Below are 13,219 nucleotides of genomic sequence, written 5' to 3' on the forward strand. Positions count from 1 at the left end.
TGGGGTCTCGTGTCAGAACTTGGCGGACAGGCGGAACTGCGCGGAGCGCGGCTCGCCGTAGAAGTTGAACACCGAGTTGCCGCCGACACGGGAGTAGTACTTCTTGTCGAAGACGTTGTTGATGTTCAGCGTGGCCGTCAGGTTGTCGTTGAGCTTGTAGCCCGCCATGAGGTCGGCGGTGATATAGCCCGGCGCCTCGATGGTGATCCCCCGCGACACGCTGGAGAAGGAGCTGAAGGCTGTCAGCCCACCACCGACGAACAGGCCGTTCAGCCGGTCGAAGCGTTCGTCGAAGGTGTATTTGGTCCAAAGCTGAAGCATGTGCTTGGGCGTGTAGGTGCTGAACACCTGCCCCGCCGAACCGCCGTTCAGATACTGGCTGTCGGTGAAGGTGTATCCGCCGGAGATCTCCCAGCCCGGGAGCACCGTTCCGGAGGCCTCGATCTCGAAGCCCTGCACCTCGACTTCGCCCTGGGCGATGGAAACGCCGGGATTGCCCGGATCCGCCACCGCGCGGTTGACGTCGCGCAGGTTGAAATAGGCCATGGACGCGTTGACGTTTCCGTCGAAGAACTCCGCCTTCAGACCGGCCTCGACCTGACGCCCCTCGCGCGGATCGAGCACCGTTCCGGAGATGTCGGTCTCGGTCTGCGGCTGAAAGATCTCCGTGTAGCTGGAGTAGGCGGACAGCCACTCCGTCAGGTCGAACACGGCGCCCGCATAGGGCGTGACCTTGGCGTTGATGGTCTGCCGGTTGGTGACGGCGCCGCTCAACAGGTTCGTGGTCGTCGCGTCGTACCAGCTCAGCCGACCGCCGCCGATGAGGGTCAGGCGCTCGAACGGCTTGACGCGAAGCTGGCCGTAGAGGCCGAACTTGTCGGTCTTGATGCCGGTCTGGGTGGTGTAGTTCACCACCGGGCGGGCAAGACCCGAATTCCAGTTGTAGATGTTCTGGTCGCCGGTGATCGTGTCGGCTCCCTGGCGCAGGGTGCTGTCGAAGCTCTGGTAGTCGGCGCCGACGATGACGTTGTGCTCCTGGCCGAAAAGCTCGAACGGCTTGCTCACGTGGGCATCGACGGCGACGGAATCATAGCTGTAGTCGCGGGCGAGCCAGCGCGTGTCGTCCGTGTCGCCACCACCGGAGATGATGTCGCCGTTCGGTGCCGCATAGCCGTTGGCCCATGCATAGAGGAAGTCGACATCCGTGTGCTGGTAGCGGGCGGAGAGCTTTGCGTGACCGCCGTCCTCGAACTTGTGCTCCAGCTCCGCGATGTAGTCCGTGACGCTGTTGTTGAAGTCGTTCCAGTCCTGCCCGGTGAAGGTGGAGCGGGGGAGATCGAGCAGCGTTCCGTCCTGCAGGGTCGGAAGACCGTTGAAGGGATTGATGTCGCGGGCCTGATGATTGATCGAAAGCGTCGCCGTGGTGTTGGTGCCGATGTCCGCCTGGATCGTGCCGTAGGCAACGCCGACGCCGTTCTTCGTCTCGTCGACGAAGCCGTCCTCGTCCTGCAGGACACCGACGAAACGACCGCGCACGGAGCCCGATTCATTGAGCGGTCCGGTGATATCGACCTCGCCGCGCTTGTGGGCCCATGACCCGAAGGCACCCTCGAAGCGCGCCTCGAAATCGCGCTTGGCCTGCTTCAGGCGCATGTTGATGGCGCCGGCCGGTTCTCCGTTGCCCCCGAACAGGCCGGACGGCCCGCGCAGGATCTCGATGTGATCCACGATCGCGAGATCGGGCTGTGTGCCATAGACGCTCGAAAGGGGCGCGGACAGACCGTTGAAGTAAAGGGAATCGAACTCGAAGCCGCGCGAGAACAGGCTAGAGCGACCATTGTCATTGTTGAGAACGACGATGCCCGGCGTGTCGCGCAGGGCGGTGTCGAGCGAAGTGTAGCCGCCGTCCTCGATGTGCTCGCGGGTCAGAACCGACGTGGACTGCGGGATCTCGCGCACCGAGAGAACGTCCTTCTCGCCGACACTCACCAGCCCCGAGGTGTAGCTGTCGGAATCATCCGTCTCATAGCTCGCGCCCTCGAGCGTGATGCGATCCAGAAGCACCGTGTCCCCGTCCTGCGCCCTGGCCAGCGACACGCCCCACACAGCCGGCACGGCCGAGGCGAGAAGGAGACCCGCCAGTCGGGCCAGGGTGGCGCCGGACGGGCGGGAACGGTACGCGGTGTGTGACATCTTGAGCCCCTTGTGCGCGCGGCAGCCGGGCCGCCACGCGAAAACTTGATGGATATAGTCATGTTTGTTAGGAGAACGGAAAGGTTTGTGCCAGAGCCGTTTCTTTGCGCAGGCGTCAAACACGTTTGCGCCGCACACGGCTCATGAACGGAGGCCCGCAACGGGTGGAAGGCAGCGTCGATTTCAAGGGCGAGGACATCCTCGCGGCGGACCTGAAGGCGCAGTCGGTGCTGACCGGCCCGGACTTCAAGGTGGTGCGACCACTGGCTTTCGCGCGCAAGGCGGTGCTGCGCGGCGACCATCGCATGGTGCGGCTGCGCCCGGGCCTGAGCGTGCATACCTCGGACACGACGACGCTTCAGGACCTGACCACCGCGATCGAACAGCCGGCGGGCCTCACCGTCATGGTTTTCCTGGAAGGGGACGTGGACGCGAGCATCGGCGGTGTGCCGCTCGAGGTCGGCCGCAAGCAGGACGGCCCGGTGCGCGGTGTCATGGTTTCACGTGCAAGGGCCGACCGCTTCGTGCGCCGGGCGCGCAAGGGCGAGCGAATGCGCAAGGTGGTCGTCACCTGCTCGCCCGAATGGGTTGCCGATTGCGGCTTCGACGGCTCGCTGGAGCGCAATGTGGTGGCCGAGTTCTGCGCCACGCATCTCGCCCGCTTCGAGTGGGTCGCGAGTCCCGCCTTCGTGGCCATCGCCGAACAGATGCTCCACTCCCCACGCAGCCCCTGCTACCCCGAGCACCTCTATCTGGAAAGCCGGGCCCTCGACCTGCTCGGCGAGGCCTTTTCCGCTCTCGGCGAGCGCGGGGGCAGTCATGCACACCCCACGCTCTCGCCCTCGGACCAGCGCCGGCTGCAGCTTGTCGAGGACACGATCGCGGCAAGTGCGGGAGAGGCACCGACGGTCGAGCGGATCGCGCGCCAGTGCGGCATGAGCGTGTCGAGCCTGCAGCGGCTGTTCCGGCTCGGGCACGGCGTGTCGGTCTCGGATCACATACGCCGCGCCAGCCTGTTGCGCGCGCGCCATCTTCTGGAGCGCGAGGGCGTCAGCGTCGCGGAGGCAGCCCACCGCGCGGGCTACTCGAGCCCGGCCAATTTCGCCACCGCCTTCAAGCGCGCCTTCGGCCTGTCGCCGCGCGATGCCAGGCGCAGCGCACGCGGGTAGCCCTTTTCGCGACCCGCGTGCAAATCGCACAAGGCACCCCATATGCGGCAAGCGGGCAAATCGCCCCGCCACCCGCACGATGGAGATGCCCATGCGACACCTTCCGCTTGCCCTTCTCGCCACGCTCGCGCTCGTTCAGCCGGCCTTCGCACAAGATGCCACAACGGACAGCGTCATCAGGACGCTCGGGCTGAGTGACACCTCGATCCACCCCAAGCGGGAACGCCATCACGGCACGACCATCGACGGCCGCCTGCCCGGTGGCGCGCGCGTGGAAGTCGAGCTGGAAGGGGACGGCAGCGTCGAGGAGATCGAGGCGCGCGACCGGCAGGGCTTTTCCCCATCCGCCGTCGAGAGCCTCATTCCGGCCGCGGTGCGCGACAACGCCAGCTATCCCGCGGACGCCATGTTTCACAAGGTCGAGTTGGACGATCGCGATCACATCGAGATCGAGGGCCGCAGCGCCGACGGACGCCTGTTCGAAGCCGAGTTCGCCCGCGACGGGCGCCTGATCGAGATGGACTACGACTGACCCTCACGGCGCGGCGGAGGAAGCCTCCGTCGCGCGCCCTCGCGCCCCCTCCCCCACGCCCGCGACATCTCATTGCCATTGATTCAGGCCGGCCACCCGTTCTCGTGTCCGGCAGCGGCGCTGCTCGTCGCGACCTCGCGCGCGCTCCCTTGCGGCCGACTGCAGTTTTTCACAATCTGATCAAATCCGTGCCATGCCCACAAATCCGGCAAAAAGACCGCAACACACGGCACGCAAGGGCCTTCCGACTGGCTCCGACGGTTAGAAGGCACATTCTCCTTCGGCCCAAGATAGCAACCTGCTATAGAATGAACATACCCATAAAAACGCTTCCAGAGGTATGAAAGATGCAAATTGACGAGTTCGATAGAAAAATACTTTCTGTCATACAGGATGATGCTAGCCTATCAGTAGCCCAGATTTCGGAACGGGTCGGGCTCTCCTCGACCCCCTGCTGGCGCCGGCTGCAGAAAATGGAGCGCGAGGGGTATATCGATGGCCGCGTAACACTCTTGAATCAAAGCAAGATCGGCCTCGATCTCACGGTGTTTGTGATGGTACGAACCAACCAGCACAACACGGCATGGCTCGAGAAATTCAACGATGTCGTGACCCTGTTTCCCGAGATCGTCGAAGTCAACCGGCTGGCGGGTGAATACGACTACATCCTCAAGGTCGTCACCAGAAACAACGCCTCCTACGACGCCTTCTACAAGAAGTTCATCAACCTCATCGAACTGAACGATGTCACCTCCTGCTTCTCCATGGAACAGATCAAGCGCAGCGCGAAGCTGCCCCTGGAAACCGTACCGCTCCAGAGCGCTCCCTAAGACCGCTCCCGTCGCCCCATTCACCCGTCTTACCGGACACCCTGCATGACCTTCGCCAACCAGATCTCCTCCTCGCTGTGGGCGGCCACCGCCCCTGACCGCAAGCCCGCCGCCGCGCTGGCCGGACAGGCGGAGACCGACGTCGCGGTGATCGGCGGCGGTTTCTCGGGCCTGTCCACCGCGCTTCACCTTGCCCGCGAGGGCATCCAGGTGACGGTGCTCGAGGGGGCGGCCGTCGGCTTCGGGGGATCGGGGCGCAACAACGGCCAGGTGATCCCGACCATGACAGCGGTGGAGCCCGACGCCATCGAAGCCCGCTTCGGCGATGTGGGCGAGCGCTTTGTCGGTCTCATCCGCGACAGCGCCGCCTATCTGTTCGATACGGCACGGGCGGAAGACATCGACTGCGAGGGCGAACAGACCGGCTGGTTCCAGCCCGCCCATCGCGCAAGCCGCATGGCGCTGTCGGAAAAGCGTGTCGAGGCCTGGTCGAAACGCGGCGCTCCGGCCCGGCTCGTCGACCGCGAGGAAGCCGCGCGGCTGCTTGGATCCGAACAATGGTTCGGCGGCATGTACAATGCGACCGGCGGCCATATCAATCCGCTGGCGCTCGCGCGCGGCCTCGCCGGGGCCTGCGAGGCCCGTGGCGTGACGATCCATGAGAACAGCCCCGTCGCCTCCGTCGAACGCAAGGACGGCAAGTGGCATCTCGTCACCGCGTCCGGCGCGGTTCTCGTCGCGCGCTCGGTGATGCTCGCCACCAATGCCTACACGGGCTTTCACGAGCGCAAGCTGGCACCGACCGTGGCGCGTTCCCTTGTTCCGGTGCTGTCATGGCAGATGGCCACGGCCCCGCTTACCGATACCCAGCGCGAAACGATCGTGCCGGGCCGGCAGGCCGTGTCCGACACCCACGGCGACCTGCGCTTCTTCCGCTATGACAAGCGCAACCGGCTCGTCGCGGGCGGCGCGCTCGCCGTCCCCGTGAACGGCCCGGAACGGCTGAAGGCCCTGGTCGGCAAGCGCCTTGCGGAGGCCTTCCCCGCCCTCGGCACGCCGACATTCGACTATGTGTGGAACGGGTTCATCGGCATGACCGAGGACCGCTTCCCCTTCATCACCCGGCTCGGGCCGGACTTCTGGTGCTGGGCCGGCTGCAACGGACGCGGCGTGGCGCTCTCGATCTCGCTTGGACGCGAGTTGGCCGGAGCCATCGCCGGCAGGCCTCTCGAGGAGCTCGCGCTGCCGCTTTCCGAGCCGAAGCCCATCCCCATGCACGATCTTGTGACCCGGCTCGCCCTGCCGGTGTTCCTGCCCTACTACCGCTGGCGCGACACGCGTGACTGACCCCATCAAGCCAAGGATCCGGAAAGGACTCAAGCCATGACCCAGGACACCACGAAGACACCCGCGGACGAGCCCGAGATCACCCTCGAGATGCTGAAGGGCGCCTACGCGATGCGGGCACGTGCCTATGCGCACATGTTCGACGTGCTGCGCGAGGCCTTTGGCGCGGAACGCGCCGTCGAACTGATCGGAGAGTCCACCCGCAGGCTGGGCAAGGACATGGGCGGCAAGTTCGCGCATCTCGGCCCGGACAACCTGCCCGGACTGAAGGAGGCTTTCATCGGCGGCATTCCCTGCGCGCCGCAGATGTTTGCACCCGAGATCCGCAAATGTGACGATGAAAGCATGGAGATCCAGTTCCATCGCTGTCCGCTGAAGGACACCTGGGCCGCCGACGGGCGGAACGACGAGGACCTGGAGCACCTGTGCAAGGCCGCCGGCGCCATCGACGGCGGGCTGTTCACCGAGGCCGGCTTCACCTTCAAGGGCGAGACCTGGACCAAGGGCAAGACGGGCTGCTGCCTGCTGAGGGTCGAGCCCGGCCAGGCCGCCGACTGACACCCGGGCCGGCTGCCGGCGCAGCCCGGCCGACACTTACGGATCAAGCGGGAAGGCGCCCCTTCCCGCCATCACAAGGAGATCGTTCCATGAGCATGACACGCAGAACCTGGCTCGGCCTTGTTGCCGCCGCCGCCGGCATCGCCGCCCTTCCCGTCACGGCAAGCGCGCAGGATGCCGTCTACCTCGGCTACCAGCTTCCGCTGACGGGCAACACCGCCCAGTACGGCCAGGACTTCAAGACCGCCGCCGAAATCGCGCTGAAGGATTTCAATGCCTCCGGCAAGCTGTCCGTGCCGGTCGAGATCATCTTCGAGGACTCGCGCTCCGACGCCAAGGAAGGCATCGCGATCGCCCGCAAGTTCGTCGACGACGACCGCATCGTGGCCGTGCTCGGCGACTTCACCTCGACCGTTTCGATGGCCGCCGCGCAGGTCTACAAGAAGGCCGGCATGGCGCAGCTCAGCCAGACCGCCTCGCACCCGGACTACGCCAAGATCTCCGAGTGGCAGTTCCGCAACATCACCACCCAGGCCCAGGAAGGCGTCTTCAACGCCGACTGGATGAACGACAAGGGCTACAAGAAGATCGCCGTGATCGCCGAGCAGACCGACTGGGGCCAGTCGGTGGTCAAGGACTTCGCCGAGAAGGTCGAGGCCAATGGCGGCGAGGTGGTCTTCACCGAGTTCTTCAACCGCGGCCTGCCCGACTTCCGCTCGCTCATCACCAAGATCGAGCGCGCGGAACCCGACGCGATCTACACCGGCTTCTTCTATGAGGACGGCGCGCAGTTCATGAAGCAGATGCAGCAGCTCGGCGTGGACATCCCCGTCCACTCGACGTCGGCCGCCTACAACCAGAAGCTCGTCGAGCTTGCCGGTCCGGCCGCCGAGGGCCTGTTCCTCACGGCGACCTTCCTGCCGAACTCCGACGCCGAGAACGTGAAGACCTTCGTCGAGGAGTGGAAGGCCGCCCGCGACGGAGCCGAGCCCGGCCAGTTCCCGGCCCAGGCCTATGACGCGGTCAACATCATGCTCGCGGCCGTCGCGGCCGCCGGTCCCGACGCCACCCGCGAGAGCGTGCGCGATGCGCTCGCCGCCACCAAGGACTTCCCGGGCGTGACGGGTGTCACCTCCTTCGACGAGAATGGCGAAGCGCTGAAGCAGCTCACCAAGGCCACCGTCAAGGACGGCACCTTCGTCCCGGTCGAATAATGCCAAGGGATCCCGGCGACCTCTCGCGGGCCGCCGGGATCCGTTCCCTGACGCCTTGCGGCCCCATCCGCGCCCCTGACTGCCAGGACAGATCAACGTGCTCGACCCCTACTATCTCCAGCAGCTGACGATCGGCATATCCCTGGGCATGGTCTATGCCCTGATGGCCATCGGTTTCACGCTCATCTTCGGCGTGCTGAACGTCGTCAACTTCGCCCATGGCGAGGTCTACACGATCGGCGCCTTCGCCGGCATCATGGCGATCGCGGCCTTCGGCCCGCCGTTCCTCATCGTCGTGTTCATCGTCCTTGCAGCCGGCGCGATCGCCGGCTTCGGGCTGGAGCGGCTCGCGTTCCGGCCATTTCGAAGATTCTCCGACGAGGCATCGCTCAAGTCCCGCGCCATGCGCGAGGCGACGCTGATGTCCTCGCTGGCCATGTCGATCATCGCCCGCGAGGCGATGGAGCTGCTTTTCGGCTCCGAGTTCCAGACCATCGACATCGCCTACCTCATCAACAAGCCGATCGAGCTCGGCCCGATCACCATCGTCAACGGCGACATCATCATCTTCGTCGTGTCGGTCCTGATGCTGGGCGGATTGCAGTACCTGCTGCGCTACTCCGCCATCGGCCTGTCGATCCGCGCCGTGTCCAACAACCCGCTGGGCGCGAAATACGTGGGCATCAATACCGACCGCACGATCGTCGTCACCTTCCTCATCGGTTCGATGATGGGCGCGCTGGCGGGCATCCTGGTCGGGCTCTACTACGGCGCCGTGTTCCCGGCCATGGGCTTCATCCCCGGCATCAAGGCCTTCGTCGCCATGGTCATGGGCGGGCTGAGCTCGATCCCGGGCGCGGTGATCTCGGCTCTCATCCTCGGCGTGGCCGAGAGCATGTCGACGACCTTCGTCTCCTCCGTCTGGGCGGACATGGTCGCCTACCTGTTCCTCATCGTCACCCTGATCTTCTTCCCGCAGGGCCTCTTCGGGGCAAGGAGGGAGCGTGTCTGATACCGCTAACCGTTCCGGCAGGGTCCGCTCGGCACTCCTGAAGCTCGCCATCCTCGCCGTCGTCTTCGCCGCGATCCCAGCCGTGCTCGCCGCTCTCGGCCAGGGCTATCTCTACCAGATCGCGACACTTGCCCTAATCTTCTCGCTGCTGGCGGTCTCGCTGCAGCTCGTGACGGGCATCGCCGGCCTGCTGCATCTGGGCCATGCCGCCTTCTACGGCATCGGCGCCTATATCGCCGCGCTCGCGGGCGCTGACTACGGCATCGGCTTCACCATCGGCCTGCCGCTGGCCGGACTTGGCGCGGCCGCCGTCGCCTTCGTGGTCGCGCTGCCGACCATGCGTCTGGTGAGCATCTACTTCGCCGTCGCGACGCTCGGCATCGGCCAGATGATCTATCTGGTGCTGCAGAACTGGGTCGACGTCACCAAGGGACCGAACGGCGTCATCCTGTTCTCGGGCATCGACCTGTTCGGCTTCGAGATCGAGAGCGAGACGGGCACCTATTTCGTCGTCGCGACCATCGTCGCGGTGTCGATCTGGATGATCCACCGGCTCAGCCATTCCTACTACGGCAACGCGCTGCGCAGCCTGCGCGAGGACGACCAGTGCGCCGATGCCATGGGCATCGACACGGTGCGGCTGAAGGTGGAAGCCTTCATGATCTCCTCGTTCTTCGCGGGCATCGCCGGCGCGCTGTGGGCCTACACGACCGGCTACATCTCGCCCGTGGACTTCGATTTCGCCGAATCCATCCTCATCCTGGCCATGGTCGTGGTCGGCGGTCTCGGGTCCATCCCCGGAGCCATCATCGGCGCGTTGCTGCTGATCCTGCTGCCCGAGGCACTGCGCTCGGTCGGCGACATCCGCAACATCATCGTCGGCGTCGTCCTGTTCTGCTCGATCCTGTTCCTGCCCAAGGGGCTGTTCGGCGAGGTGCCCGCGCTCAACTTCATCCGCCGCCAGATGAACGGCGCCTGGCAGAACGCTCCGGACAAGCAGAAGGTGGGCTGGAAATGAGCGCCATGCTTGAGATCGAGAACGTGTCCCGGCGCTTCGGCGGCCTGATGGCCGTCAACGAGGTGACCACGCATGTCGGCGAGGGAGAACTCGTCGGCCTCATCGGCCCCAACGGTGCGGGAAAGACCACGCTCTTCAACCTGATCTCCGGCTTCACGCCGGTCTCCTCCGGCGAGATCCGCTATCGCGGCAAGCAGATCAGCGGCCTGAAGCCCTCGGCGATCGCGCATCTGGGCATCTCGCGCACGTTCCAGAACCTGCGCGTGTTTCCCAACATGACGGTCTTCGACAACGTGTCGGTCGGCGCGGTGGGCGCCATCGGACAGGGACCGCTGCAGGCCATCCTGTCCGGCTCGTCGCGGGCGAAGGACATCTCCGAGCGAAGCTGGGAGGCGCTGGAAAAGGTCGGCCTGACCGAACAGGCCAACGAACTGGCCGCCAACCTCGCCTACGGCAAGCGCAAGTATCTGGAGATCGCCCGGGCGCTCGCCATGAAGCCGGACCTGCTGATCCTCGACGAACCGGCGGCGGGCCTCAACGACAGCGAGACGGCGGAGCTTGCGGACTTCATCCGCACGCTCCACTCGGAAGGGCTGACGGTCATGCTCGTCGAACACGACATGGGCCTCGTCATGAGCATCTGCGAACGCATCGTCGTGCTGGCCTCGGGCAGCAAGATCGCCGACGCGGAGCCGGCCGTGGTGCGCCAAACGCCGGAGGTTCTCGAAGCCTATCTGGGAGTGGACGCGTGAACGTTCTCGATATCGAAAACCTGTCGCTCAGGATTGGCGTCCAGGACATCCTGCACGACATCACCCTCTCGCTTCCCGACAAGGGGATCCTGGCGATCCTGGGAGCCAACGGCGTCGGCAAGACCAGCCTGATGCGCTGCATCTCCGGCATCTACCAGCCGACGGGCGGCGAGATCCGCTACGAGGGGCGGAACATCGTCGGGCTGAAGAGCCATCAGATCGTCGACAAGGGCATCCTGCAGGCTCCCGAGGGTCGGCAGATCTTCTCCAACATGAGCGTGCTGGAGAACCTGACCATCGGCGGCGGGCCGCTCGGCACGGCGGAACTCGACCACGTGCTGACGCTGTTCCCCAAGCTCAAGGAGCGGCTGCGCCAGGGCGCGGGCTCGCTTTCCGGCGGCGAGCAGCAGATGCTGTGCATCGGGCGCGCGCTGATGCGCAAGCCCAAGGTGCTGCTGCTCGACGAGCCGTCGCTGGGTCTTGCCCCGCTGCTCGTGCGCTTCATCTTCGACCTTGTGGAGAAGATCCGCTCGGAAGGCTACGCGATCCTGATCGTGGAGCAGAACGCCAAGGCGGCGCTGCGGATCGCCGACCGCGCCGCGGTCATCGAGGGCGGGCGCATCCTGATGGAAGGCACCGCCAGCGAACTGGCCAATGACAGCCGGGTCGCCGATGCCTATCTGGGAGGTCATGTCGCCGGCGCGTGACGCGCCGGTGCCGCCCCGCCACCCGAAACGCGCCAGGTGCCCGCGTCCAGCGGCGCCCAGATGCGAGAAGGACAGGAATATCATGACACAGACCGCGTCCCCCTCCACCCCCGCACCGCTGCCGATGCTCGAGAAGCGCCGCATCGAGGCGCAGATCCTCAAGTGCGTGTTCGACGTGCTCGTGGAGCGCCACGGGCGCACGGAGGCGGAAGCCGTGATCGGCGAGGCGGTGTCGAACTCGGCCATTGCCCAGGGCAAGGAATTCCGCGCCAAGGAGGACCACGAGCCGGACCTCAAGGATTTCGCCGACCTGCTGCCGCTGTGGAAGATGGACGGCGCGCTGGAGATGGACGTGATCGAGGAGAGCCCGGACCGGCTGGAGTTCAACATCACCCGCTGCCGCTACTCGGAGATCTACAAGGACATGGGTCTCGGCGACATCGGGCACCTGCTCTCGTGCAACCGCGATGGCGACTTCTGCATCGGCTACAATCCGAAGATGGAACTGACCCGCACCCAGACCATCATGAAGGGCGCCAGCCACTGCGACTTCCGCTACCGGCTGAAGGACAGCGCGGACGAGACGTGACCTTCACATCCGCCTGACCGACACAAACCTGGGAGACCGGCGCGACGCGAAACCGCCGCGCCGGTTTTCGTTGATCTTCCCCGCGTGTGCGGGGAACACACCTCGCGTTCGGCCCGGTGGGTGCAGACCGGCGGTTCATCCCCGCGTGTGCGGGGAACGCGATTTTCCGGGGGTCGCCAAGGCCTGTCCCTGCGGTTCATCCCCGCGTGTGCGGGGAACGCTCTTCCTGGAAGCACCTGTTTGAATTGAACATTCTTTCCACCAAAAACTCCACCGGGAAATTCGCCTCCTTTCCGGCCTTGCGTCGAAAATATGCAGCCTCACTCCAGAGGGTGGAAGGCAACCAGTTTGAGCCCTTCGAAATCCACCGGCGCGCGCCGGTTTTCCCCGAAGGTCTCGAAGTCGAAACCGGCGTCATTGGGGCTCGCCCAGGCGATGACGGCATCCCCCTCGCCGATCATCCCGGCGACCTGCTCGCGGATCATCTCCCGTGTGCGGGCGGAGTAATTGCCGACATAGACACCGGCGCGCACCTCGAGAAGCCAGACCGCGAGCCGGCCCCGCAGCCGTGGTGGCACGTTGCTCGTCACCACGACCATCATCCGCGTTGCCCTTCCTCGCCCGACGGCGCGGGATCCTCGAACGCTGGCCCGACCGCATCGGCCGGCGCCTCGGGTCGCGGCAGGCCACCGGCGAGCAGCACGTCCTCGATCGCCGGAATGAGGCGCGACAGCAGCCCCGTCTTGCGAAAGGCGTCCCGGCAGGCATGGCGCACGGCCATGTCCACCGGCTTGTCCAGCTTGCCTTTCGCGTGCTGGCCCGCGATGCGGAAGGCTTCCGGCACCACGGTCTCGAACTTGAACAGGTCCGCGATGTCATAAACGAAGGACAGCGGCTTTCCGGTGTGGAGGAAGCCCACCGCGGGCGCATAGCCCGCTGCCAGGACCGCTGCCTCGGTCAGGCCGTAAAGACAGGATGTCGCCGCCGAAAGGCACCGGTTGGGAACATCCGACAGATCGAAGTTGCCGGGATCATAGGCGCGTCGTTTCCAGGCAACGCCGAACTGCCGCGCAAGCACCTTGTAGATCTCGCGCACGCGCGCGCCCTCGATGCCGCGCAACTGGTCGACGGAGCGACGTTCGGGCGCTGTTTCGCCAAAGCGGAGTTGAAACATGTGGCGCACGACGGCGAGCCGCGCGTCGGGATCGAGCGCCATCCGGCATTGCCACAAGAGCCGGTCGGCCCGCGCACCGCCCGGCTGTCCGGTGGAATACAGGCGAACACCCGCCTCGCCCATT

The 13,219-nt window shown here is 65.5% G+C and carries 14 protein-coding genes; 11 read left to right on the forward strand and 3 right to left on the reverse strand.

What is annotated here, in order from left to right:
- Positions 1-12: 12 nt before the first annotated feature.
- Positions 13-2,193, reverse strand: coding sequence for a TonB-dependent siderophore receptor (locus ACYX4S_RS12405; RefSeq protein WP_476360395.1), 2,181 nt, complete (start codon positions 2,191-2,193; stop codon positions 13-15).
- Between the two features lie 143 nt (positions 2,194-2,336).
- On the opposite strand from ACYX4S_RS12405, the gene ACYX4S_RS12410 reads away from it, so the two are divergent.
- From ACYX4S_RS12410 to ACYX4S_RS12460, 11 genes are all read left to right on the forward strand, one after another.
- Positions 2,337-3,362 (forward strand): helix-turn-helix domain-containing protein, encoded by a 1,026-nt coding sequence (locus ACYX4S_RS12410; protein ID WP_422068201.1) that lies wholly within the window; start codon positions 2,337-2,339, stop codon positions 3,360-3,362.
- A gap of 91 nt (positions 3,363-3,453) precedes the next feature.
- Positions 3,454-3,894 carry a hypothetical protein gene (locus ACYX4S_RS12415; protein WP_476360396.1) on the forward strand — a complete coding sequence of 147 codons (441 nt, stop codon included), beginning with the start codon at positions 3,454-3,456 and terminating at the stop codon, positions 3,892-3,894.
- Positions 3,895-4,247: 353 nt separating this feature from the next.
- A complete protein-coding gene (locus ACYX4S_RS12420) occupies positions 4,248-4,724 on the forward strand; it encodes an Lrp/AsnC family transcriptional regulator (RefSeq protein ID WP_476362865.1) in 477 nt (158 codons plus the stop codon).
- A gap of 45 nt (positions 4,725-4,769) precedes the next feature.
- A complete protein-coding gene (locus tag ACYX4S_RS12425) occupies positions 4,770-6,071 on the forward strand; it encodes an NAD(P)/FAD-dependent oxidoreductase (RefSeq protein ID WP_476360397.1) in 1,302 nt (433 codons plus the stop codon).
- Positions 6,072-6,107: 36 nt separating this feature from the next.
- Positions 6,108-6,629, forward strand: coding sequence for an L-2-amino-thiazoline-4-carboxylic acid hydrolase (locus ACYX4S_RS12430; RefSeq protein WP_293718674.1), 522 nt, complete (start codon positions 6,108-6,110; stop codon positions 6,627-6,629).
- A gap of 89 nt (positions 6,630-6,718) precedes the next feature.
- The gene (locus ACYX4S_RS12435; RefSeq protein WP_476360398.1) at positions 6,719-7,843 is read left to right on the forward strand and encodes an ABC transporter substrate-binding protein; all 1,125 of its coding nucleotides are present in this window, start codon (positions 6,719-6,721) and stop codon (positions 7,841-7,843) included.
- Between the two features lie 97 nt (positions 7,844-7,940).
- On the forward strand, positions 7,941-8,855 hold the full coding sequence (locus ACYX4S_RS12440) for a branched-chain amino acid ABC transporter permease (RefSeq protein ID WP_293718670.1): 915 nt from the start codon (positions 7,941-7,943) through the stop codon (positions 8,853-8,855).
- Positions 8,848-9,873: a branched-chain amino acid ABC transporter permease gene (locus ACYX4S_RS12445; RefSeq protein ID WP_476360399.1), complete on the forward strand. Its 1,026-nt coding sequence runs from the start codon at positions 8,848-8,850 to the stop codon at positions 9,871-9,873. The genes ACYX4S_RS12440 and ACYX4S_RS12445 overlap by 8 nt, the downstream gene beginning before the upstream one ends.
- Positions 9,870-10,625, forward strand: coding sequence for an ABC transporter ATP-binding protein (locus tag ACYX4S_RS12450; protein WP_293718667.1), 756 nt, complete (start codon positions 9,870-9,872; stop codon positions 10,623-10,625). Before ACYX4S_RS12445 ends, ACYX4S_RS12450 begins: the two co-directional genes overlap by 4 nt.
- The gene (locus ACYX4S_RS12455; protein ID WP_293718665.1) at positions 10,622-11,332 is read left to right on the forward strand and encodes an ABC transporter ATP-binding protein; all 711 of its coding nucleotides are present in this window, start codon (positions 10,622-10,624) and stop codon (positions 11,330-11,332) included. The genes ACYX4S_RS12450 and ACYX4S_RS12455 overlap by 4 nt, the downstream gene beginning before the upstream one ends.
- Positions 11,333-11,414: 82 nt before the next feature.
- Entirely contained in the window at positions 11,415-11,921 is a 507-nt protein-coding gene (locus ACYX4S_RS12460; protein ID WP_293718663.1) for an L-2-amino-thiazoline-4-carboxylic acid hydrolase, read from the forward strand.
- Between the two features lie 320 nt (positions 11,922-12,241).
- Here ACYX4S_RS12460 and cas2e read toward each other — a convergent pair whose 3' ends face one another.
- The gene (cas2e, locus tag ACYX4S_RS12465; protein WP_476360400.1) at positions 12,242-12,523 is read right to left on the reverse strand and encodes a type I-E CRISPR-associated endoribonuclease Cas2e; all 282 of its coding nucleotides are present in this window, start codon (positions 12,521-12,523) and stop codon (positions 12,242-12,244) included.
- The gene (gene cas1e, locus ACYX4S_RS12470; protein WP_476360401.1) at positions 12,520-13,218 is read right to left on the reverse strand and encodes a type I-E CRISPR-associated endonuclease Cas1e; all 699 of its coding nucleotides are present in this window, start codon (positions 13,216-13,218) and stop codon (positions 12,520-12,522) included. Before cas1e ends, cas2e begins: the two co-directional genes overlap by 4 nt.
- Between the last annotated feature and the right edge of the window lies 1 nt (position 13,219).

The organism is Stappia sp. ABD4_338, from assembly GCF_056312175.1.